This window comes from Burkholderia sp. 22088, from assembly GCF_052045915.1.
GTDB lineage: Bacteria > Pseudomonadota > Gammaproteobacteria > Burkholderiales > Burkholderiaceae > Burkholderia > Burkholderia cepacia.
This window is the reverse complement of sequence record NZ_JBQEPY010000023.1, coordinates 148,925-173,019: the sequence shown is the minus strand read 5'-3', so window position 1 is coordinate 173,019 and position 24,095 is coordinate 148,925. Positions and strand designations below refer to the sequence as shown.

Below are 24,095 nucleotides of genomic sequence, written 5' to 3'. Positions count from 1 at the left end.
CGAACAGGACCGTGAAACGACTCTACGCCGATGATAGTGCGGATTCCCGTGTGAAAGTAGGTAATCGTCAGGCTCCCTAAGCCAGAAACCCCCGCCCGAAAGGCGGGGGTTTTTGCATTGGTGCGGCGGAAATGTGCGGTGCGCCTGGCATGGGTTGCAGCTCGTGCTGAAAGGCTACACGGCAGTGGGCCTGAGTGGCCGGCCCGCTGCGATTGCAGCACGATCGTCGCTTGTCACAGTTACTAACGGTGCGGAGTATCGGGCACCGAGCTACCTAGACGGATGGTGACTTGCGACGCCCACCATGGGCAATGCGCCGATCACATCGGCGTGATGATGAGTCGCTGGCGCTCGACAGTAATCCGGACGCGTTCTCCTGCCTCGAATCCCGCGTCCTCAAGCCAGACGCCCGCCAATTTGATCCACGGGTAATACGTCGTGTTCAGTTTTCGGTGTGCTCTGATGGCACGGAGGACTCTAGACAAGGAGTGATGGCGTGCTGATGCTTGAATCTTGACGAAGCGTTCCGTTACGACTGGGCGTGACTTATGATTGGCGTTAGCCATTTCCGACTCCTGAGGTGAGTTGGTTGTGGTCAGCGGGTCGTATGGGTGGCAGCCCATGCGGCCCGCGCTTTTTGCGGTGACGCCATTTGAGTCTACTTAACTGGGCATCTCGAAATATGGAAAATTAGAGGGATGGCCAATCGGTATAGCTTCTTGAGTTTTCATTGCGGAAAATTGCGGCGTAGGTCTAGGTATCGATGCCCGACGAGTCCTGCGAGGCAACCCGCCGTTCAACGTAGGCGACTGGTCTGGCAAACTGCTGCGCGGCGACAAGCGCTGGTCCTACGGCGACCCACCGGTCGGGAACGCAAACTACGCTTGGATGCAACACTTCATTCACAATCTCGCCTACCTGCGCACGGAGTTGATGCTGCGGGCTTTGGACATGGCACTGACGCAACGTCACGCAAAGGGCGTCATTAACCTTCCGATCAAGGTTGCTGCGCCCGTCCACGGTGTATGGATGGACCGTTCTCGCCTAGCGAGTTGCATACCGCCGGCCAGCGTCATGGTTGTGACAGGTGACTCACCGGCCGGCGGTGGATAACTCGCAGTCTCACTGCCAAACGGCAGAGTTCCGCGCGCTTAAAAATTGGCCGTCTAGCCGTCCACGGAAACCGGTCAACCTCAAGGCCTGTCAGCCGAACATCTTGGCTTGTAGTTTCTTGTTTTGTCCCAAGACCTGGTAAAGTACAGGGCAAATCAAGACAAACTTCAAAAAATGAGTGTCCCAGTAATAGACTTGTTCGCGGGCCCCGGGGGATTGGGCGAAGGTTTTTCTGCCGTTCGCGACACGAAAGGGCGTCGCATCTTTGACATCCGTGTATCAATCGAGAAAGATGCCATCGCGCACCGCACGTTGACATTACGCGCCATGTTCCGCGCCCTATCGGAGCATGGAGTCCCCGACGCATACTACGACTATGTTCGTGGCGATGTCGATCGGCCAACCTTGATGAGCGATCCGACGGTTGCTTCGGTACTGAAGTCGGTCAACCAAGAAGCTCACTGCCTAGAGTTAGGTGGTGCTCCGGAGTCGCAGATAGATGACCTCATCCGGACCGGCATCAACGGCAGCAGTGAGTGGGTGCTGATTGGCGGCCCACCTTGCCAAGCATATTCCCTCGCAGGAAGGTCGCGTCGGAAAAACGTAGACCCATCATTCGAGCAGGATCCCAAGCACTTCCTGTACCGCGAATATTTGAGAATCATTCGTGATTTTCAGCCTGCAGTTTTCGTCATGGAAAACGTAAAGGGGATGCTATCGTCTACCCACGATGGGCAGCGCATTTTTGAACGTATTCTTGGGGATCTCTCGGACCCCGCACCTGGGGTTCATTACGATATTCGCTCGTTTACGACGGCGTCCCGACCGGAAGGTCTTCACCCTGCAGATTTCCTTATTCGAGCAGAGGATTTCGGTGTTCCACAGATGCGCCACCGGGTGATTCTCTTGGGAATTCGCTCTGACCACGCCTCGCGAAATCACGAATTGCTCGCCCGTATCCCAGAGAACGTGACCGTACGAAGCGTACTTGCTGATCTCCCCGCATTGCGAAGTAAACTATCCCGGCAGCCCGACTCACATGAGGCATGGCTCAAGATACTGAATTCCGCGCCCAATACACTCGGTGGCTGGCGCTGCGAGGCCCGGGACCACATCCAGCATTGGATGGAGGAAGCCGCACACCTTGCCCGGCACATAAACCGAACTGGCGGCCAATTTCTCGAAAACGACGTTCCCTTCTTTCCAGGCCTCCCGACAGATCTGGCGACGTGGTACCGCGACGACCGCCTCGGAGGAGTATGTCAGCACGAAACGCGAAGCCATATGGCCTCGGATCTGCATAGATATCTGTTTGCTTCAAGTTTCGCGAGGCAACAGCGGTACTCTCCAAAACTAGATACCTTTCCCCCTAAACTCTTGCCAGCACACGGCAATGTTGGCGACGAAAATATCCCTTTCGACGACAGATTTAGGGTACAGATTGCCGACTCGCCGTCGACCACTATCGTCTCGCATATTGCCAAGGACGGGCATTACTACATACATCCCGATCCTTCGCAATGTCGCAGTCTGACGGTGCGCGAAGCAGCGCGCTTGCAGACCTTTCCGGACAACTACTTTTTTGAGGGAAACCGTACACAGCAATATCACCAAGTCGGTAATGCCGTGCCGCCCTTCCTTGCAAAGCAGCTTGGTGAGTCGGTGGCTCGTTTCCTGAAAATACCTGTGTACGTCGATAGTCAGATCCGACCATCAGACGGCAAAGTGGTACCCGCATCCTGAGGTGATTGTGGCGGCTGGAATGGAATCTCGCCATACCCATCGCTTCCCACCAGCCACTTCATCGTCCACGTCAATAAATCTTCACGATGTCTGGTCGATCTGGTTGCACACTCCCAGATGACCAGCACACGCCACCCTTGGGATCTCAGGGCATCAATCTGGCGAGTGTCGCGTTCGCGGTTCGCAGAAAGTTTCGTTCGCCAGAATTGCTCGTTTGACGCAGGTATCGAAAAATACTTACAGCCGCCATGCGCATGCCAGAAGCACCCGTGTATCAAGATGGTTGCTCGATATTTGGGCAAAACGAGATCAGGTGTACCAGGCAAATTCTTGCAATGGAGCCGGTATCGTAGCCCCGCACCATGAAGCAGTCGCCGGACCACGAGTTCCGGTTTGGTGTCGCGGCTTCTTATGCCGGCCATCATCCGACTGCGCTTTGCCTTATCGACAACGTCGATCACACCGTAGTACCTCTTATCGTACGAACTGCGGACCAAGTGTCTGTATTGTGCACTTACTGCGACGCAAAGCTTTCGGTTGACCTCAATCCAGTCAACAGTTGGGAGCCACACAATCGAGTCACGACACTAGTTCTCATGGTACTCAACGCGATACGTCGTCTCAAGTTAAAGAAAGCCCTTCACGCTCAAGGTTACTGTGGATCTTGAGAATGGCCTCCGCTTGCTTGTCTGTCGGCAGGCGCCCCGGCGTTGCCGCCATCAACAGTAACTGCTCCTCCTTAGGAGTCAGCAGCCGTCTTTCGAGTCCCCACTGCCTAATTCGCCGCCAATCGGATGGCTTCGTTGCTAGAATTTTGGTGACTGCAGCAAGACCACGATCAATGGCAGCGTCATCTTCCGCATCTCTGAACGCTCGCTTAACGTCTTCGGATGCGATAAGTTCGACCTCGAAATTTGGCAGAAACTCGATTTTCGCTTCCTGAGCACGCTCCCACGCCAAGGCCTTTTTGCTCCATTCAGTGATGTTCTCGCTTCCTTGTTGGTCCGGCGTTGTAATGACCGTATACATGACTTTGGCGATAAGGCGCAATTGCTCGCACAACTCGGGCGAAATTGCCTGCCGCCGCCAGATTCCTTGATAATCCAGTGCTCGTCCCGACGTTCTGGTTTTCAACATATGGGAAAGTTTGGCAATCGAATAGGTGACAATATTGGCGCGATACCCGCCTTCGTACCATGCTTCGTCGGGAATCAGCTTTTCCAGTTTTCGAAAAACAATGGCGTGAGCCACGGCCCGTCTAAAATACTCGTCGTTGAACTGCAAGGGTTTAGATGCCCATTCCGTGACGATATACTTACTGAACACGTCGAAATTTTTTTGAGCTCCCTTGCTGACTTCGTGAGGTAGACAGCGCCAAGAATTTTCGATCTTTGCTAGATCCGTTTTCGTGAGAAGTTGAGATTTCGGATTATCCGCCTCGAAGCGCTGCTTCTCGGCCGGGCTCATCTTCGCGGTCTCTATTCGATACTGTCCTTTTGCACGTTCGTAAAACCATGACGTGGGACGTTGCGATCCACTAGTTGGAGGTGCTTTGATCCGCCGAGAAAGATCTTCCAGTTTGCGGTGATACTCATGATTGGAAAAGAGATCAGAATCAGAGACTTTGTTCTGTTTGTTCGCGTATTCGGAGATCTTTGGAATTAGCGTTCCCGATAAATCCTCTGGAACAACCGACAGTTTCATTTGGACAAAGACAGCCGAAAGATCCGAACCGTCTTTACGCTTCGTAAACGTTAGCGAAGCCGTGGTCTGACCACCGTTCACGATCTGCAGGTCGGTTGCAGATATCAAGCGCGAGCCATTCGACGTCTGCTCGACGACAACCGACGACGCTGTTGCAGATATGCCATTGTTGAACGCGAAGAACATTTCGGGCTCGCGAAGAATGGTTTCCCGGATAGCCTTATTAACTTTACCAGTCTTACCCAAGAACGAACGAACGTTACCTTCAAGAAGCCGGCTGCCGTAGCTGTCGTAAATCTTGGCCAGAGTATCTCCCGGAATGACGCAAAGATACGAGCTGTATCCCGAATGGAGCAAGCTTGCCTGCAAGCAAGGAATGCCTCCATTGGATAGCTGGGCAAAATCCACGGTTAGCACCTCTCGCCCACTTTGCGAAGATAGCGCTCCATGGAATCGCGACATGTCCCAGATGTGAAAGTCCGTTGGGATGTCGCAGATGTTCGACGCAGGCCAGTCGCGTACCCGGTCGCTGAGGATTCCGTCGGTTGCGAGATAAAGGCGTAACCGCGAAATTGATGTGCGGTGCGACTGCAGGAGATCAGCAAAGTCCACGACAGGATCATCATCAGCAGGCAGACCATCATCCATGTCTGCGAAGATATCTTCGATGAACGAGGTCAGTTTTGCAAACTCGGTTCTGGCCGCTGTCTGAGTCAAAGTGGTTGGCTCATCCCCGCCGTAAAAGGCCGTGATGACGACGCGAAGCGAACCGTCTGCGTCGTCGAATGCATAGCCGTCAACTCCGATATTGCGACGGCGCGCCCCGGTCCCTCGGAATGGGCAGGGCATGTAATCGGCACACTCTTCTGCTTCTTCCAACATTTGCCCAGTGATCGTGGCAAATCCAAGCGCCGAGTCCCGCTCTGCGAACTCGGATATCACTCGCAGAATGACGTTCTGCCTGAAAGACAACACCTCGTCGTTCAATCTATCCCCCGCAAACAGGAAACATTTCATTGTGCCGTCAAGGGCCCGCTCACAATTTGTAACATCTGGCATTATACTCAACGGGATATCAATGATTCTGGGGAGCGCGCACGATGCCGGAGGTGGACACTGTGATGAGTGCCCTGCACCGCGAGCGACTTTCCATTCGAACCGATGGGGGCTCGTGTCCGATGCCTGCTTGGGCGGACTGGCTCATCTGGCTGGGCGCGTGGCTGCGTAGTCAGGCCGCGCTCAGCGGACGCCGGGTAACGGTTGTACTCTTACCCACCCGCCGACTAGCCGCCGCCTTTGTTGGCTTGGGGGCGATGCTGGCGGCCTCGCGCCTCCACGACGACATACTCGATTGGGATGCGCTGCAAGCGCTACCTGTCGGTACATTGGTTCACTGGCGTGACCTGAAGGGAAAAAGTGGCAGGGCGGTCAGTTATTCCGGCACAGTTGACGGAATTTGCGACATCGACGGCAATCAATTCCTCGCGATAGTCGGGCAAACACCCGCAAAATCAAAGGGGGTAACCTATCGGCTTTCGCGCGCCTCTGCTCTGAGCTACGGTGTAACCCGGGGAGCCATAACGAAACGTGGAGAAGACACCCTCGCTCGAGCTGCATCGCTGATGAAGAATATTGTTGACGCTTCATCGACGACATGGATTCGCTCCCCGATGGCCGACAGTACGGTGATCACCGAGAGGTTCTCGTTCTTGGCCGATCTCGACGGGGTGTTCCTAGAAGCCGACAACGTGCCTGGCGTGCCATTGCGGGAAACGTTGGCTCTTACGGATTCAGAAGGTCGGCATGGAAAATTACGGCTCATACCGGTCAGAGGTATGGATAGCGACGATATTCTGCAAGGCGTGACGATCCTCGATGGCGCCCGTGCAACCTCCCGACTTGGCCAAGTCTCAGCTCGGAGCATTGTCGTGCTACTGGATCATGCGGACTTTGACGAGGAAGTCGCCAACCTTCTTAATCGGTTCCTACCTTATTCCGTCGACGAGGGAATTCACTTCGATGAAGGCGCAAATCCCGTGGTTGCACCACCAACCTCAATCGACTCGTTTATCTTTGCTCTGCCGGAAGGCAAAGATATTTTCGATAGCGCAATTTGAAATGTGGATGCGACTTATATCCAGTCTCCGTAGGCATAGTTGTTGCGAAAAATGAGCTCGTCCTTTGTATTCGACCTCGTAACCACGCAGCATCTGCAGGCAAGTGCTGTCACGCGGCGTTATCTGACCGTCGAGTTTCCCCCTGCGCATGAACTAGCTCGTGCATGCAATAGTATTTTCACCTTGGTAGACAGGGACGACATTGACCAGCAAGAAGTGCCTCGACTTGCTTGGCGACTCAAGATGACTGTATTGCAGACGCTACTGCCGTTTGACGATGAACGACTGTGTCTCCGTCAAATGGCAGAACGCCTGTCGATTCTGGCAGAGGGAATGCATGCGATAGCGGCTCCAGCACGAACTATCCACAATATCATTACGGCACTGCTCCAGAATCCGAAGAACCCCAAGTTGGAACGTATTGCAACGGTACTTGGTAGCACGAATGGTGGCCGTAGCGCGATCTTCGCTGGTCTGCAGCGAGTGGTCTCGCCCGGATGGCCATTGACAGTAGATTCGGAACGAGACCTTGGTCTGCATGGAGTAGTCGTACTTCGCTCTCGACGTGATGTGCATAGCCGAGTGTTCTCGCGGATCGTCTTTCCGGGAACGCTGCGATTTTCGGCGAAGCCCCTGACCCGCGATTTGCTCCTCGGGGGGCGAGCGAACGAAATCGTAATCGCTGCGTACCGAGGTGAGCGTATTCAAATTCCTGAGCGTCTTGAGCTACCTCGCGACACAGTATTTTCTTCTGCAGTCAGTTCTCGAAGATTTCCTTTAGTCGTCACAGACGAAGCTCAGGATGAACCGTTGGACAAATGGGTTAACGACTCGTCTTGGGAAAGCATCAGAGCTCAGTTCCCGAACCTGACGCCCACATCGGATCGAGACATCTCTGTCAACGCACGGTTCGTACTATTTGCCGACGCCAGCGGCGCGTTTCTTCCCAACGATGGAACCATAGTCGAGATATCCGATCTACTCGATCGCAATTTAGAGGTAGACGCAAATCGATTACCTCGCAAAGCCGTCGATTCTCTTGAAGAACACGATCTGGTGCTGCTCCGGCTGTCGGGCAGCGGCGACTATCTGGACGAGGTCGCAGATACCCTTATGGCAAGTGAGGGACGACCGAATCTTCGCCACGAAGCCACGGAGTGGAAGTCGTCATTGTGCGTCGCACTGAAAAGTCACGGGGAAGGTGTAATCGCAAGTGCATTTCGGGAACTTGGAGGACGACTGCGGTCCGCCAGCTATCTCTGGGTCTGGGCCGGAGACACAGTCATCGCTCCGCAGAGCTACGACACGTTTCGCCGCCTGACCGCAGTACTGGCGGAGTTCGCGCCTCCACAATGCCCTATGGATCTGGACGCTTACGCGAAGACGAAATGGGATCAAATGGAATTGGTCAAGGGCTACCAACATCGCGCAGGGGGCGAGATTCGAACGGCGCTGTTAGAACGAGTAAGGAAACTAATCGCCGAGCGCCAGAGAATCGAAACTGTTTTATCCATCGCACTCCCGGGTGTCGAGTCTGGGCAGATGGGATTGCTCAGGGTTTCAGCGATCGATATGCAGTCAGTTCGTGTTCCATACTCGACGCTGTTTCATAAGCACTCGGTGGAGATGAAATAGTGGCTAGAATGATTCCTCCTCAGATTTCAGCGAAGGCACCAGGCAGTGAACGACTGCTATACCAGAAGCTCAAGGAAGACCCTGCGACACGGGAATGGATTGTGTTCCATTCGTTTGATATCCGGCGCCATATTACCCGGTCGCAAGGAGAGGCTGACCTTGTCGTAGCCGTTCCCGGGCTAGGAGTATTGTGCATCGAGGTCAAGGGTTGCAGCCTCCAGCGACGCGACGGTCTGTGGATCTATCAATATGACCCGCCCAAAATATCTACCGTTGGACCCTTCCGACAGGCGAGCGACGCTGCACACTCGGTTCGCAAATACGTTATGGGCAGGGACGCGACACTGGCCAATATCGTCTTCACGTCTGCGGTGTTTTTCACGGAAATCGACTTCACGGAGCGATCGCTGGAGTGGGAGCCTTGGCAGGTTGTCAACAAGACGGATTTACTAAGGAATCCGGTGTCGTCAATTGTGATCCGAATTCTGGAGGCAGAACACACACGCCTCAGGAATACGGCTTCCACACGTACTTGGTATTCTCCGCGAAGTCGCCCGAATCGTCGACAGGTCGAGAGCATAGTCTCGGTGCTTCGGCCGGACTTCGAATATGCAGCTATTGGAAATGACAAAGACGAACTCGTTGAGCGATCAATTCGCAAGTTTACGGAGGAGCAGTTTCACGCACTAGATATGCTCGAAGATAACCGGCGTATCTTGTTCAAAGGGCCGGCCGGTACCGGCAAGACTTTGCTGGCCATCGAGGCTGCGCGCCGAGTGGTGCGTAGTGGCCGACGAGTCATGCTCCTGTGTCACAACTCACTGCTTGGAAATTGGCTTAAGGGCCAAACGGAGTCAATCGCGGCAGAAGCTCAAGCTGCAGAAACGTCGATGAGCGTCGGGACCGTCTCATCACTGTTGTTGAGGATTGCAGGTATCGAGGTTCCCATAGATGCCGGCAAGGAATTCTGGTCATCCGAACTACCTGAGCGGGCTTTGAACGCCCTGTTGCGCGACGATAGTCAGTTCAAGCCCTTCGATATGTTGATTCTTGACGAAGCGCAAGACCTGATGACAGAGGAAATTTTGGACGTCCTGGAACTGATCATTGCCGGCGGACTTGCAGGTGGACGGTGGGCCATGTTCGGTGACTTTGAGCGGCAAGCCATTTATGCAAATAGCAATGCTCAACCGGGATTGGAGCGACTCAAGAGCAGATCCGGACAGGGGTTCACAACCTGCCCTATCCGTATCAACTGCCGTAACACAAGAAATATCGCCGATGCTGTTACGCTCACGAGTGGTTTAACCCCAGGATACAGCCGTGTCCTTCAGTCCGAGGAGGGGGTGGACGTTGCTCCAATCTTCTATCGGAATCAGGCTGACCAAGATTTGAAACTCGCTGATAGTGTCCGCCAGCTTAGTCGTAGATACGGCCCGGACGGGATTGTGGTGCTGTCGATGCGCACCGATGCAGCTGCATGTGCAGCTAGGCTGAAGGGAGTCGTCGATAAAGTACCTGTACTTCCCTTTGGCAAAACGTCGAACTCGGCGCAAGCCATAGTCCACTACGGCAGCGTATATGCATACAAAGGCATGGAATCCCCAGTGGTTATTCTCACTGATGTTGAAGAACTCGATGGTGACCAAGCTGCTGCGCTGCTGTATGTAGGCATGACGCGTGCAAGACTCGCACTTCACGTCTTAATGAACGAACGACTTCGTAGCGTCTATGGGCGGCTACTAATTCAAGGACTCAAGGCACAACGGGAAGGCTCCGCATGAAGACGCTCGACAAAAACCTGCTAAATCGCGAGCTGATGCTACGGCGCCTCAGGGCTGAGGTCGTCGGGCCCGATCCCGCAGGCAAGTCAGTCGCTTTAGTTGAAAAACAGGCAATGAGTTGGGAAGAGTTCCGGACTGCCCGTTGCCAACCTGACGGTGAAGAGATCGTTTGGCAGGATCCCCCTGTAAAACGATTTGGTGCCGGGATCCTGTTTCCACAAGGCGTCGACGAGCTTGCATCTGAACAAGCATCTGAATTTGCTGAAGGTTCGATAGACGAGTCACCCGAGCTTCGGGCTGGTGTCGAATTGAGTGACGATGTTGCTGCCAAACTAGAGAAGAAGGCTAGCAACGTTGCCTCTATCGACGAAGTGGACAATGAGGACGTAACGTTGGCCAACGCGTTCCGGCCTTCCGCTCTCGGAGTTAGCTTGCTGGCGGACCTCGGACGGGAGGAGCTTGGGATCTCCGTCGAACTACTAAGTGTCGGAAGGGTTGGGGCCGAAAAAACGATTGAAGGTCCGTGCGGCATTTACAAGCCTCTGACGCTAGTGATCGGTGCGGCGGTTGGCAAGCAGGGGACCGAGAGAAAGGTCTGGCTACGACGATCTGTCGTTACAGACGACGGCAAATGCCCTGTCGTGAAGGTGGGTAAAGCGGAACTCCTCAAGGCGACAGAACCACTGCGCTTTCCCATCGGCCCAGTGGAGGCAGGTCTGCAATTAGTCATCCTGTCACGCTCGTGGCGTGGAGCGCCAACAGCGAACCACCGGCTACTCACGATTTCGATCATCAATACACTCAGAGCTTCTCGGGAGAATCTCGACGGCACTTGCCTGTTTCAATCCGGTCTCCGGGTCTCAGGCCAGTCCGGGGGCACCTGGATTGACCCCTACCCCGAATACTTCTCCAGCGAATTTGACAATCCGGATCCCCGTGCCGACGAGAACGTGAATCGTATCCTCTATCGCAACGACAGAACGTTCGCGATCGGCCATGGTTGTGGTGCAGACTGGATCCATGGCCGTCCGGAACGGGTCGGTGCCGTGTGGAGCGATAGCCTCCCGGTCTTCGAAACGCCGTCGACAAGCGCTGATCTTGCCGTTAAACAACCGGATGGGTCGATGTCCAGCCTCAGGGTGAGTATGCGCAAGCTCGCCGGGCTGGAGCCGGGAGACGACGGACTGAACGATGCAGAAACACTGATAAGTGAATACCGGCGTTGGATTGCCTCTCTCGAATCCACGGTGACTTCGATACCAGTAAGGGATCGGCCCACAGCGACGGCGCTAATTGACGACTGTCGGATCTGCGCAGATCGCATCGACGCCGGGCTGAAGCTATTGCGCGCTCGGGATGCATCAGGTAATCGAGCACGCCAAGCGTTTCAACTAGCCAACCACGCCATGCTGATCGCACAGCTACGTGCAGGACAAGAAATGCGTTCGCCATTGCACGATGACCTAGGCCGCGTGACATGGCCTCCCGCAACACAATTCGATCCGACTGTCCCGGACGCCGGTCGGGGCTACTGGCGACCTTTCCAGATCGCCTTTTTGTTAATGTCCCTGCAAGGCATTGCTGACTCGACGCACGTCGAACGGGAAATAGTAGATCTCATCTGGTTCCCGACGGGTGGTGGCAAGACAGAGGCGTACCTTGGGTTGACCGCATTTACGGTGTTCTTCAACGCCATTTCGGGGGACGCTGCTGGCGGAGTCGATGTCCTGATGCGGTACACGTTGAGGCTCCTGACGGCGCAGCAGTTCCAGCGCGCCTCGACCCTGTTCTGCGCGATGGAACACCTGCGACGTGCAAATCCTAGCTCCCTCGGTACGCGGTCATTCGAGATCGGACTCTGGGTAGGCGGTAGTGCCACTCCGAACAAGCGGGACGATGCTATTAGCAAGCTGCGGAAGCTTCAACGTGATCCTGACGCAGAAAATCCCTTCGTTCTGTTGCGCTGTCCATGGTGCGCGGCCAAGTTCGGACCTCACGAATCTGCGGGATTGGAGGCTCGGGGCAGCAGGCAGGTATTTGGGAGAACGAAGACCCATTCTGGTGCTATCAATGTTCTGGGGTACTCGAAGGAACGGCGTGGTTCGGCAGATACGGTTGTCTATCGCTGCAGCGACAAAAATTGTGAGTTTGGTGGCCTTCCCGGCTCCGGGAGGCTGCCGCTGCCCATCGTCGTCATCGACGAGGACGTCCTTGAGCGTCCCCCCAATTTGCTGATCGGGACCGTCGACAAGTTCGCGATGCTCGCTTGGAGCCCCCGTGCACGAAGCATCTTCGGTATCGATGAATCCGGACGGCACAAAGGAAGGCCACCGACACTCGTCATCCAGGACGAACTGCATTTGATCTCTGGACCGCTCGGCTCCATGGTGGGGGCCTATGAGACTGTCATCGAGGCGCTTTGCATCGACCCGTTGGGTGGCATGGTACGTCCGAAAATCGTCGCCTCGACGGCAACTATTAGTCGAGCACGGGAACAAGTATGCGCGCTCTATGCGCGCGGGGCGGTTGCGCTATTCCCGCCGTCAGGACTTGATGCGTCAGACTCATTCTTCGCACGCGAAGCTATGGACGAAGCCGGTCGGCCGTTGCCCGGCCGACTTTACGCTGGCGTGTTGGCTCCTGCCCACGTTTCAGTACAGACGTCGGAAACACGGATCTTTGCAGCTTTAATGCAGCATGCCGCTCTGTTGGATGGCGACCCAGCCGACCTGGATCCTTGGTGGACACTCTTGGTTTTCTTCAATTCACTCAGAGAGCTCGGTGGCGCTTTGACGTTGTTCTCCGCGGACACGCGCGAATATCTGCGAGTGGTTCTAACGCGCCACGGTGTGGACTATGAACGCATTCGACAGCTCCTTCACGTAGAGGAGCTGACTAGTCGCATCCGCGGTGACCACATCCCGCGCCTGCTGGAAAAACTCGACGTGCCACTGCGCGAGAGCGAGCGGAAATCACCGAATTCCCCTTCGCCGATCGATGCCTGCCTTGCTTCGAACATCATAGAGGTTGGTGTTGACATACAGCGGCTGTCCTTGATGGCAATCGTCGGTCAGCCTAAGACGACTTCTCAATACATTCAAGTTTCGAGTCGCGTGGGGCGGGACCAAAACAAGCCAGGCTTAGTTGTAGTGATCTATGGTCAAACCAAGCCACGAGATCGAAGCCATTACGAACGTTTCCGGTCCTATCACCAAAAACTCTATGCTCAGGTTGAGCCTACAAGTGTCACGCCATTCAGCCCGCCAGCTGTCGAGCGCTCACTGCATGGATTGATAGTGGCGCTGGTGCGCCAGCTTGGTCGACTGGACTCGGATGCGGAACGACCCGATCCATTCCCGTTGTTACCCGGAAGCAATCTGCGGAATCGCTTGGAAGAAATGGTCCGGGCTCGCGTGCGTCAGATCGCTCCGTCGGAGGAGGGGGCAGTGATGGCACGCCTGATACATCGACTAGACCAGTGGCGAGCTTGGAATCCGGCGCAGTATGGAGGCTTCGGTCAGGCACCCGAAGACGCGCCCTTGATGCATCCTGCTGGAAGCGCTGAACGCACAGAATGGAATGGACGCAGTTGGCCGACGATGTCGTCGCTACGGAACGTAGATGCCAGCTGCGAAGCAGAGATCACAGACCGTTATCGGCCTGTTGTAGGAGGTACGACATGAGCCGCCCTGTTCGCAGGTCACAAGCGTTATCACCGTTCGGTATAGGAGCACTGGTCGACTTTCCTGGCCCCGTCTCTCTTGTCCACGCAGGTCTGGATGCTTGGCCATTCGAACCGACCAACCCTGACCACCGGGAGTTCAAAGTCGAAGACGAACCGCGGCTAGCGCGTCGCTTGGGCGTAGATTTTTTTGTTCAACCACCTGATTTCCGTCAGGTTGATAGTGCGGCAGGCGCAAATGCCGTCAACGTCGGACTGAAACTGCCCTTCCTGAGATTTCCACTGTGGCACTCCTGTCCAAGATGCGGACGCATGGCCGAAGCACGTTATCACGATCGTCAATCGCCATTCTGCGACGGCCCGATCGGAAGCGGGGGACAGAAGGGCACGAGTCACAAGCGCCGAAAGATGGTCCAAGTGCGTTTCATTGCAGCTTGCCGCGATGGACATATGAGGGATTTTCCTTGGGTTGAGTGGCTTGGCCTCGATCGCGACGAATGGGGACGCGTCAAGTCGGACCGCTGGTTGCGACTACTCTCTACAGGCTCGGCATCAGCAGCAGGTATTGTTGTCGTGGCTGAGCGTCAGGACGTATCGGGGATAGTCGAAATCAAGCGCCGATCGCTTTCTGGTGCACTGGGACTTGATTTGGGAGTCAAGTGTGACAGCCAGAATCCGGCTCTGGGTATCGGGCATGGCGGCGATGACGACGGCGAAGCGTGTGGGACACCCCTACAAGCGGTTCTTCGGGGTGCGAGCAATCTCTACTTTGCAGATGTTCGAAGTGCCATCTATGTTCCCGAAGTTATCGATGCAACTATCCCTCAGGATGTGCTCGACCTGCTGGACGATCATGCGCTCAAGCAGGATCTGTTGGCTGGTGCTTTAGCTTCCGATACGGGGCAACTCACAAAGAGGTCCGCGGGCCTAGTTCTGAAAAAACGGCGGCCCGAGTCGCAAGTCGATCCGGCAGTGCTGGCCGACGCAGTCAACAAGCACATCCTGATCGAAATACTCACACAGGACCGCTATACTGCCGCTGCACTCATGCAGCAGGCTCAGATCGCCATTGATGGCACCCTGTCCGAGCAGGTCGTTGCTAGCGTCGTCGCTGCATCCTCATTCCATGACTGGGCAATCATGGCTTCAGTACTCGTTGAGCCGCTGAACAAATGGGTCCAAGCGCGAAAGAACAATGAATCCGTTTCCGACGGGACAATTGACGCATCCGAAGGAACGTTCCGGTCGGAAGAGTATGCCGCCTTCAATCGGGATGGTCAGGAGGGCTCTCCCAAGGTTAATCTACTCGTGCGAAGTCACCCGATTGCTGAGTATGAAGACGTAGTTCGCACTCGCTTCTCCCGTGTCGCGCTACTAGACAAACTCCGGGAGACTAGGGCTTTCGTGGGGTTCAGTCGCTTATTTGCCACGCCCGTTATTGACACTGACAAGCGCTGGGGGCTGATATCGCGCCAGAAGATGAACTGGTTGCCCGCTGTCGTCGTGCGTGGTGAAGGAATCTTTCTCGTCTTCGATGCTGGTCACCTGGATGCGTGGGACAAGCAACATGGAGAATTTCACCGTCAGCGTCTCCTCTCAGTTAACCGCAATCTTCACGAGCAGGCGCGCCGTCGCCAAGTGCATGTTGTAGACACAACGCCTAAGTTCGTTATGCTCCACACGTTCGCACACGCCCTCATCAATCAGCTCACGTTCGATTGTGGATACGGTTCGTCATCGCTACGAGAGCGCATTTACTGTTCGGATGAGGACCCGCGGATGCACGGTATTTTGATATATACGGCAGCTGGCGATGCGGAAGGAACAATGGGGGGATTGGTACAGATGGGGACGCCGGGATTGTTGGAGCGCACGGTTGCTAGGGCGATCGATCGTGCAAGGTGGTGCTCTACAGATCCGATCTGCATTGAGAGTCCCGGCCAAGGCCCCAACAACTGTAATCTCGCCGCCTGCCACGCTTGCTCGCTTCTACCGGAAACGTCGTGCGAGCAGCAAAACCGGCTGCTTGATCGGGCAACGCTAGTGGGAACTCTAGATAGGCCGGACACAGGCTTCTTTTCGTTCTGACTCTCAATGGAAAAGCGGGGACGAGACCGACTACCTTTCAGATCCAGTTCCTGCTAATACACTTGATCCGTTACGGCCGAGCTCAAATGGTTCGGCTCGATGGACGATATGAACCGCTCCGGATTTTATGGAGGCTGACGCGACGAACGCCGTCAGGGTTCCTCCTTGCGACACATTTTCAATTCGACCGTCAAGTCCGGGAAACTAAAAGTCATGATACGTGGGCGGTCGAACACAAAGCGCCGGACATGACGCTCCACTGCGTGGGCCAAATCTGCCAGTGGTTCTGTGTAGTCAAGATCATCCAAGACATGTAGTAACTCAAACCAACTCAACCAAGCCGCACGACTATCGCGGTCAGACTCGCCGCTAAATCTTGCTGTGTAGCGAGTTATCACATACATCAGTGGGGCGGCGGGAGCAGTGACGTCCTTTATGCCGAGTTGCTTTGCAACTTCAACTGCGCTGCGCCCGTCGATCCACGACACAAGCTTATTCACCCATTCGTTAGCCTTCTTGACGACGTTGTTTCGCCGGCTTTGCCATTCGCGTAATGAATGCCCAAACACGTCGTTCCATTTAAGTTGTACGAACGCCATCGCTCCGGACTCAGTGTCAACGATTACCGCGTCTACGTCCGTCAATTCGGAGCCATCCGCTCGACGGATGCTAAAACCATGAGTGGGAACGTGGAACCTGGGCGCGCCGAATGCGCTGGATAAGTCCCGACGAAAGACCTTCTCTTTTTCGTCAACGGCTTGGTCCCAGTCATTCTTGTAAATTGTTTTCAAATGCCGAAAGAATGACACATACGGGTTCGATAATGCCCCAAAGCAGGGGAGGAGCACGAAGTCTTGCCCCAACTCAACATAGTATGGGCAAGGAATTTCAAAATTTCCTTCCCAATCCCATTCGTCGAGCGTGTCGCTCGACAGTGTCAGTGCGCGCATCGTCGATGGAACAAGGTCTCGAGATATCCCAGCCTCTTCAAGAACCGCTTCGACGTCTTCCTTTCGTGCGAAGATAGTTGTGACATTTGCGAGCAAAATTTCCGGTTGCTTTATCCGAAGCTCGTAGGAAAAATCAATGTGGCAGAGAACTCTTCCGAGCGCTTCGTTACTTGAATCTCTCCACTCCTTAAATGTTCTGCCGCCTATTATGACGTTATCTGGCAATGCTTCGCGTTCGGGAAATCTTCTGCCGTAACTCTCGGCCTTCTTCCGATAGGCGTGCACGATATCCCAGTCATTGTCATACCGAATGAACCATCCATCTGGGGTATCAACATACGATTTCATACGATTTCGGAGTTTTTCCTCAAACTCTTCATTCACGGGATCCGGAGCGTTGCCGTGCGCCAAAACTGAGTCCGCAGCAAATCGCTGAGAGATCTCTTCGAGGCCGACATCAACTTCTATGAGAGGGCCGGAATCCCGCATAGTCGATTTCGATAATCCATACCGCTCGAGTTGCGCCATGCGTCGCAAGTTGGTGAGTTGACCACACGTAATCAGATATGAATAGGCAAAGCTCATCCACTCTGGAACAATTGGTCCCCACGGTACACCTCCACCAATGCTTCTCACAGTTTTCAAAAATGGCTTCAATGCCGATACGAGCCCCAATTTGGCAAAATGCCGAGCCTCTTCACGCTCAGTAGGTAGTTCGTGGTTTGCATCCATGAAATCAGCAATAGCGATTGTGTCTAGCGCACGAACTATCGTTATCAACGCCTCTTGCTCATATCCCTTCCACAGCCTCGCAGCCTTTTCTTGCACGCGATCGATCTGTTGAGCAATAAGAGCTTCCACCTCACTACAAGTATTTCGGTAATCCTTCTGTTGATTCACGGAATCATCTCCTGTTTGCCGATGTTTCTCATGAGGTCCGCATATACCAGAACGGACCAATTATTCAATCGTAGCGAAATCGACATTGCATCAGATGAGCCTCTTAGGCAATGGACTTACGTCAGATTTGGTAATGCCACGCATTTGGGCGAGCCCGGCGAACTTCCAGATCGGCAAGTGGCCGGGATATTTCCCCTGATGTGAAGGCATAAATATCTGGTTAGACTTGAGCCGTGACCAGATTCCCTCAAAACTGCGCCGAAATGCCTTCGGCTGTCAACCGACGTCGCGATCCTGAAATGGGAACAATCTTCACGTAGCGGGCGTCGGAGGCGACGCAGCGAAGGTGGACGGCTCATCCCCTATTGAGATCCTTTCTTTGCAAGCGAGCAATGAAGGTGACACCAGAGACGAGTGAAACGACGTAAGCGCCGAGAGCGCAACGGAAAGCCTGCTGGAAGGCGGTCGGCGCACGAGAGATGGGATGCGTCGGCGACTCGCCGATGAGTCCGTGCTATCAACAACAAAAAAGACCCATAAGTTTTTCAACTTACGGGTCCGTTTTTCTCGGCTTATGTGGCTATCTACAGGCAGTATTAGACGTCAATATTCCCCGCCCGCAGCGCATTCGACTCGATAAACGCCCGCCGCGGCTCGACGTCATCCCCCATGAGGGTAGTAAAGATCCCATCCGCCGCAATCGCGTCTTCGATCTGCACACGCAGCAGACGCCGCACTGCCGGATCCATGGTCGTTTCCCACAGCTGCTCGGGGTTCATCTCGCCGAGCCCCTTATAGCGTTGTTTCGAGACGTTGCGTTCAGCATCTGCCAGCAGCCACTTCATCGCGCTCTTGAAGTCCGCGACAGCCATGCTGCGCTCACCGCGCTTGATAACCGCACCTTCCCCAATAAGCCCCTTGAACGTATTCGCGGTGGTCACGAGCTGCTGATAATCCGCCGTGTGCTGGAATTCCTGGTCGATGACCGAAACCCGCACATTGCCGTGATGCGTTCGCTCGACATGCAGCGCTCGCTGTTCGCGAACCGCGTCATACGAAGGCACAACCCGCACTTCATTCTTCAGCGCTTCATCATGCAACGCAGCGTGCAGCGCCTTAGCCGAAGCCTCGGTCGAAGCCTCATTGGAGAGATCGATCACCACCCCATCCATAACGGCTTCCAGCGCCGCCGGGTCATACAACCGGCTCAACCGCTCGATCACGCTCTGCGACAGCAGATACGACCGTGCCAGCTCCCCAAGCGCATCACCCGAAATCGCCGCCGCATTCTCACCCGGCACCAGCTCCGACCCTTGCAGCGCCAATCGCAGCATATGCGCGTTGAGCTCCACGTCATCCTTCAGATACCGCTCGTCCTTGCCCGCCTTGATCTTGTAAAGCGGCGGCTGCGCGATATACACGTACCCGCGCTCGATCATGTCCGGCATCTGGCGATACAGGAACGTGAGCAGCAGCGTCCGGATGTGCGCACCGTCGACGTCCGCGTCGGTCATGATGATGATGCGGTGATATCGCAGCTTGTCGAGGTTGTAGTCTTCCTTGCCGATCCCGCACCCAAGCGCGGTCACGAGCGTGACGATCTGCTCCGACGACAGCAGCTTGTCGTAACGCGCCTTCTCGACGTTCAGCACCTTGCCGCGCAGCGGCAGGATCGCCTGGAACTTGCGATCACGCCCTTGCTTGGCTGACCCACCTGCCGAGTCACCCTCGACGATGTAGATTTCGCACTTCGCCGGGTCTTTCTCCTGGCAGTCCGCGAGCTTGCCCGGCAGACCAACGCCGTCGAGCACGCCTTTGCGGCGCGTCATTTCACGAGCCTTCCGAGCAGCATCCCGCGCCCGAGCAGCTTCAACAATCTTCCCGCAAATGATCTTCGCGTCGATCGGCGTTTCCAGCAGGAACTCTTCCAGTGCCTTCGCCACAACTTCCTCAACCGGCGCGCGAACCTCGGAAGAAACCAGCTTGTCCTTCGTCTGCGAGCTGAACTTCGGCTCCGGCACCTTCACCGACAGCACGCACGACAACCCTTCGCGCATGTCGTCGCCGGTCGTCTCGACCTTCGCCTTCTTCGCGATTTCGTTGTCGGTGATGTACTTGTTGATGACGCGCGTCATCGCGGCCCGCAGGCCGGTCAGGTGCGTGCCGCCGTCGCGTTGCGGAATGTTGTTCGTGAAGCACAGCACGTTTTCGTTGTAGCTGTCGTTCCACTGCATCGCAACTTCGACGCCCACGCCGTCCTTCTCGCCGTTGGCGAAGAACACCGTCGGGTGCAGGTTGGTCTTCGTCTTGTTGATGTACTCGACGAAGCCCTTCACACCGCCGGCGAACGCGAAATCGTCTTCCTTGCCCGAACGCAGGTCGGTCAAACGAATCCGCACGCCGTTGTTCAGGAACGAGAGTTCACGCATCCGCTTCGCGAGGATGTCGTAGTGATACTCGACCGTGCCGAAAATGGTCGGATCGGCCATGAAGTGCACTTCGGTGCCGCGGTTCTCGGTGTCGCCGGTCACGAGCATCGGCGACACTTCCACGCCGTCCACCACCTCGAGCACGCGATCCTGCGCGACGCCGCGGTGGAACTCCATGAACCGCTTCTTGCCGTCGCGGCGCACGGTGAGGCGCAGCCAGCTCGACAGCGCGTTCACGCACGACACGCCCACGCCGTGCAGGCCGCCGGACACCTTGTAGCTGTTCTGGTCGAACTTGCCGCCGGCGTGCAGCTCGGTCATCACGATTTCAGCAGCACTGCGCTTCGGCTCGTGCTTGTCGTTCATCTTCACGTCGGTCGGGATCCCGCGGCCGTTGTCGGTCACGGAAATCGAGTTGTCGGCGTGAATCGTCACGTGGATGTCGTTGCAGTACCCGGCCAACGCTTCGTCGATCGAATTGTCGAGCACCTCGAACACGAGGTGGTGCAGACCGGTGCCGTCCGACGTGTCGCCGATGTACATCCCGGGGCGCTTGCGCACCGCTTCCAGACCTTCGAGGATCTGGATCGACGAGGCGCCGTAGCTGCTGTTATCGGGTTGCGAATTGTGCTGTTCACTCATGGATATCTTCCGGTTCTGCGAGGCCACTCTAGTGGCGGCGCGGTGCGTTTCAGCGAAGGAAATCGCCGGGCCGCTCCAGTTTCCTGGCCCATCCACGGTGCCGGTCAGGCACCGAAAGGACGGGTTGTCGGTTCGCCATAAAAACGCCAAAGGGGCTTGCCGCCCCCTGGTGTGTGTCTTGATGTCGTGCGCGTCAGATGCGCATCGGCATCACGACATACTTGAACTCGTCGTTCTCGGGCACGGTAATCAGCGCGCTCGAGCTGGCGTCGCCGAGGCTCACCTGTACGGTGTCGACCTTCAGGTTCGCGAGCACGTCGAGCAGATACGTGACGTTGAAGCCGATGTCGACGGTATCGCCCTGGTAGGCGATTTCGAGTTCTTCCTGCGCCTCTTCCTGATCGGCGTTGGTCGACATGATCTTCAGCTGGCCCGGCGCGATGATGCAGCGCACGCCCTTGAACTTGTCCGAGGTCAGGATCGCCGCGCGCTGCAGCGAACGCTGCAGTTCTTCACGGCCGATCTCGAACGTGTTCTTGTGCGCCTTCGGGATCACGCGCTGGAAGTCGGGGAACTTGCCCTCGACGAGTTTCGACACGAGCTCGACCTGGCCGAACGTGAACTTGGCCTGGGTTTGCGCGATGTCGATGGTGACGGTGTCGTCGATGTCTTCGAGCAGGCGCTGCAGCTCGAGAATCGTCTTGCGCGGCACGATGACTTCCTGGCGGCCGAACGTGCCGCCTTCGAGCTTCATCGACGAGAACGCGAGGCGGTGGCCGTCGGTGGCCACGGCCATCAGCTGGTCGCCGTCGACGACGAGCAGCATGCCGTTCAGGTAGTAGCGGATGTCCTGCTGCGCCATCGCGAAGTGCACCATGCCGAGCAACTGGCGGAACGACTTCTGCGGGACGGTCAGCGTGGCGCCGAAATCCTTCGCCTGCGCGACGGTCGGGAACTCGTCGGCCGCCAGCGTCTGGAGTGCGAAACGGCTCTTGCCCGATTGAACGGTGAGGCGCTTGTCGGCGAGCGACAGCGTGACCTGGCCGTCAGGCATCGCGCGCAGGATGTCGAGCAGCTTGCGGGCGGCGACGGTGGTCGCGACCTGGTCGCCGCCGACGCCGAAATCGGCGCGCGTGGTGATCTGCAGCTCCAGGTCGGTCGACAGGAATGAAACGTCCGGGCCGTTCTTGGTGATCAGCAGGTTGGCGAGGATCGGCAACGTATGGCGGCGTTCGACGATGCCGCTGACCGTTTGCAGCGGCCTGAGGAGGGTGTCTCGTTCGGTCTTGACCAGTTGCATAGAGTTCCTTCGTTGAGTAACGGCCTGCAGCGCAGCAGCCTCGCAGCGCCCCGCCGGCCGGGCTCTTGGCCCGCCACCACCGGGGCGGTCAAACCAGTATTGTGCCTCAAAACCGAACCGCCCCCCTTAAATTGGGGCGGAGGCCGAATTATCAAGCGCGCCGCGCGCTCAGCCCTTCAGCGTTTGTTCCAGCACGTGCAGCTCGTGGTTGAGCTGCGCGTCCTTGCTGCGCTCGTCGGCGATCTTGCGCACCGCGTGCAGCACGGTGGTGTGATCGCGCCCGCCGAACAGCTCGCCGATTTCCGGCAGGCTCTTCTGCGTGAGTTCCTTCGCGAGATACATCGCAATCTGCCGCGGCCGCGCGATGTTCGCGGGGCGCTTCTTCGAATACATATCCGCGACCTTGATGTTGTAGAAGTCGGCGACGGTCTTCTGGATGTTCTCGACCGAAATCTGCCGGTTCTGCACGGTCAGCAGGTCCTTCAGCGCTTCCTTGGTCAGCTCGATCGAAATCTCGCGGCCGTGGAACTTCGAATACGCGAGGATCTTGCGCAGCGCGCCTTCGAGTTCGCGCACGTTCGAGCGCAGGTGCTTCGCGACGAAGAACGCGACGTCTTCCGAGAGATTCACGCCTTCCGACTGCGCCTTGCGCATCAGGATCGCGACGCGCATTTCCAGCTCGGGCGGCTCGATCGCGACGGTGAGGCCGGAGTCGAAGCGCGAGATCAGGCGATCGTCGATGCCCGAGATTTCCTTCGGATACGTGTCGCTGGTGATGATCACCTGCGCCTTGTTCGCGACCAGCGCCTCGAACGCGTAGAAGAATTCCTCTTGCGTGCGCGATTTGCCGGAGAAGAATTGAATATCGTCGATCAGCAGCAGGTCGAGCGAGTGGTAGTAGCGCTTGAAGTCGTCGAACGCCTTGCGCTGGTACGCCTTCACCACGTCGGACACGTACTGTTCCGCATGGATGTAGCGGATCCGCGCGCCGGCCTTGTCGAGCAGCAGCTGGTTGCCGATCGCGTGGATCAGGTGGGTCTTGCCGAGGCCGACGCCGCCGTACAGGAATAGCGGGTTGTACGAGATGCCCGGGTTGTCCGCGACCTGGATCGCGGCGGCGCGCGCGAGCTGGTTCGCCTTACCGGTCACGAAGTTGTCGAACGTGAGCACGGGGTTCAGCTTCGAACGCTCGTACATCGAATCGGCTTCGCCGCCGTTCGCGGGTGCGGCACCCGGCCCCGGGCGCCACGTGCGGCGGCCGGCGGCCGCTTCGTGCGCGGGCAGGCTCGGCAGGTCGATGTCGGCGTCGTCGGCGTTCAGGTGGTGCGCGGCGGCCGCCGACGGCGTCATCGGCACGTCGGCCGGCGCGGTGGGCGCAGCGCCGGCGTTCGCGGCCAGGTTGGCGGCGATCGCGGCCACCGTTGCGGCCGGGCCGCTCGGTGCTAGCGGCGCGCGCGGGGCGGCTGCGCCCGATGCGGCGCCGGCCGCGGCGCTGCGCATGCCTGCCTTGGGATCGAGGACGAACTGGACTTCGATCGGCGTGTTCCAGAATTCGCGGGCCAGATCGGAGATCCGTCCCGAAAACTGGCTCTTGACCCAGTCCAGCTTGAAGCGGTTCGGCGCGGCGATGGACAGCGTGTTCGCCGACGCATCGAAGGCCACCGGGGCCAAGGGTTTGATCCACGTCACGTACTGCTGGGGCGTCAGCTCGCGCTCCAGCAGTGCGGAACAGTGTTGCCAGAAATCGTTCATCAAGTAACTGTCGTTTTTTGCGTGCACAGCGCGGCTCGCCGGCGCCCTTGTCGCGGTTGCGCAACAAGGCCCGAAGCGGTCGTGCGAGCGTGCCTCGGACGCCTGCGTCACAGTGCTGGAGGGGCAGGCGCGGGCCGAGGCGGCGTGCGGGATTCTTGGAGATAAGGCGAGATTCTACCGCCAAACGCGACCACAGCGCGAGTTATCCACAGGCCGGGATTGTGGGTCGCGGGGCCGGATCGGCGCGGGCCGGCAC

Annotated in this window: 13 protein-coding genes and 1 pseudogene; 7 read left to right on the top strand and 7 right to left on the bottom strand. The window is 56.8% G+C overall.

The window, feature by feature from the left end; genetic code table 11:
* Positions 1-320 precede the first annotated feature (320 nt).
* A complete protein-coding gene (locus ACTJLD_RS35525; protein WP_440661079.1) occupies positions 321-566 on the bottom strand; it encodes a SymE family type I addiction module toxin in 246 nt (81 codons plus the stop codon).
* 220 nt (positions 567-786) lie between these two features.
* Between ACTJLD_RS35525 and ACTJLD_RS35520 the strand changes: the two are divergent.
* Together ACTJLD_RS35520 and ACTJLD_RS35515 are read left to right on the top strand one after the other, a co-directional pair.
* Positions 787-915 (top strand): annotated as a pseudogene (locus tag ACTJLD_RS35520) (N-6 DNA methylase); the annotation flags it as partial.
* A 321-nt stretch (positions 916-1,236) separates the two neighbouring features.
* A complete protein-coding gene (locus tag ACTJLD_RS35515) occupies positions 1,237-2,856 on the top strand; it encodes a DNA cytosine methyltransferase (RefSeq protein WP_440661077.1) in 1,620 nt (539 codons plus the stop codon).
* Here ACTJLD_RS35515 and ACTJLD_RS35510 read toward each other — a convergent pair.
* Complete coding sequence (locus ACTJLD_RS35510; protein WP_440661075.1) at positions 2,814-3,317, bottom strand: very short patch repair endonuclease; 504 nt, start codon at positions 3,315-3,317, stop codon at positions 2,814-2,816. The two genes, ACTJLD_RS35515 and ACTJLD_RS35510, sit on opposite strands and share 43 nt — an antisense overlap.
* Positions 3,318-3,477: 160 nt before the next feature.
* Positions 3,478-5,547 carry an AIPR family protein gene (locus ACTJLD_RS35505; protein ID WP_440661073.1) on the bottom strand — a complete coding sequence of 690 codons (2,070 nt, stop codon included), beginning with the start codon at positions 5,545-5,547 and terminating at the stop codon, positions 3,478-3,480.
* A gap of 134 nt (positions 5,548-5,681) precedes the next feature.
* Here ACTJLD_RS35505 and ACTJLD_RS35500 point away from each other — a divergent pair, with 134 nt between their 5' ends.
* Genes ACTJLD_RS35500 through drmB form a run of 5 tightly spaced genes read left to right on the top strand, consistent with a single transcriptional unit; the run spans position 5,682 to position 15,866 of the window.
* Positions 5,682-6,677, top strand: a complete 996-nt coding sequence (locus ACTJLD_RS35500; RefSeq protein ID WP_440661071.1) for a hypothetical protein — start codon at positions 5,682-5,684, stop codon at positions 6,675-6,677.
* Positions 6,678-6,728: 51 nt separating this feature from the next.
* Entirely contained in the window at positions 6,729-8,312 is a 1,584-nt protein-coding gene (locus tag ACTJLD_RS35495) for a hypothetical protein (RefSeq protein ID WP_440661069.1), read from the top strand.
* Between the two features lie 8 nt (positions 8,313-8,320).
* Positions 8,321-10,096 (top strand): NERD domain-containing protein, encoded by a 1,776-nt coding sequence (locus ACTJLD_RS35490; protein ID WP_440661067.1) that lies wholly within the window; start codon positions 8,321-8,323, stop codon positions 10,094-10,096.
* Entirely contained in the window at positions 10,093-13,779 is a 3,687-nt protein-coding gene (locus tag ACTJLD_RS35485; RefSeq protein WP_440661065.1) for a helicase-related protein, read from the top strand. Before ACTJLD_RS35490 ends, ACTJLD_RS35485 begins: the two co-directional genes overlap by 4 nt.
* Complete coding sequence (gene drmB / locus ACTJLD_RS35480; protein ID WP_440661063.1) at positions 13,776-15,866, top strand: DrmB family protein; 2,091 nt, start codon at positions 13,776-13,778, stop codon at positions 15,864-15,866. Before ACTJLD_RS35485 ends, drmB begins: the two co-directional genes overlap by 4 nt.
* A 152-nt stretch (positions 15,867-16,018) precedes the next feature.
* Here drmB and ACTJLD_RS35475 read toward each other — a convergent pair whose 3' ends face one another.
* From ACTJLD_RS35475 to dnaA, 4 genes are all read right to left on the bottom strand, one after another.
* On the bottom strand, positions 16,019-17,716 hold the full coding sequence (locus ACTJLD_RS35475) for a hypothetical protein (protein ID WP_440661061.1): 1,698 nt from the start codon (positions 17,714-17,716) through the stop codon (positions 16,019-16,021).
* 596 nt (positions 17,717-18,312) lie between these two features.
* Entirely contained in the window at positions 18,313-20,787 is a 2,475-nt protein-coding gene (gene gyrB, locus ACTJLD_RS35470) for a DNA topoisomerase (ATP-hydrolyzing) subunit B (protein ID WP_021163999.1), read from the bottom strand.
* Between the two features lie 193 nt (positions 20,788-20,980).
* Positions 20,981-22,087 (bottom strand): DNA polymerase III subunit beta, encoded by a 1,107-nt coding sequence (gene dnaN, locus ACTJLD_RS35465; RefSeq protein ID WP_006756934.1) that lies wholly within the window; start codon positions 22,085-22,087, stop codon positions 20,981-20,983.
* Positions 22,088-22,255: 168 nt separating this feature from the next.
* Positions 22,256-23,839, bottom strand: coding sequence for a chromosomal replication initiator protein DnaA (gene dnaA / locus ACTJLD_RS35460; RefSeq protein WP_059487903.1), 1,584 nt, complete (start codon positions 23,837-23,839; stop codon positions 22,256-22,258).
* Positions 23,840-24,095: the final 256 nt, after the last annotated feature.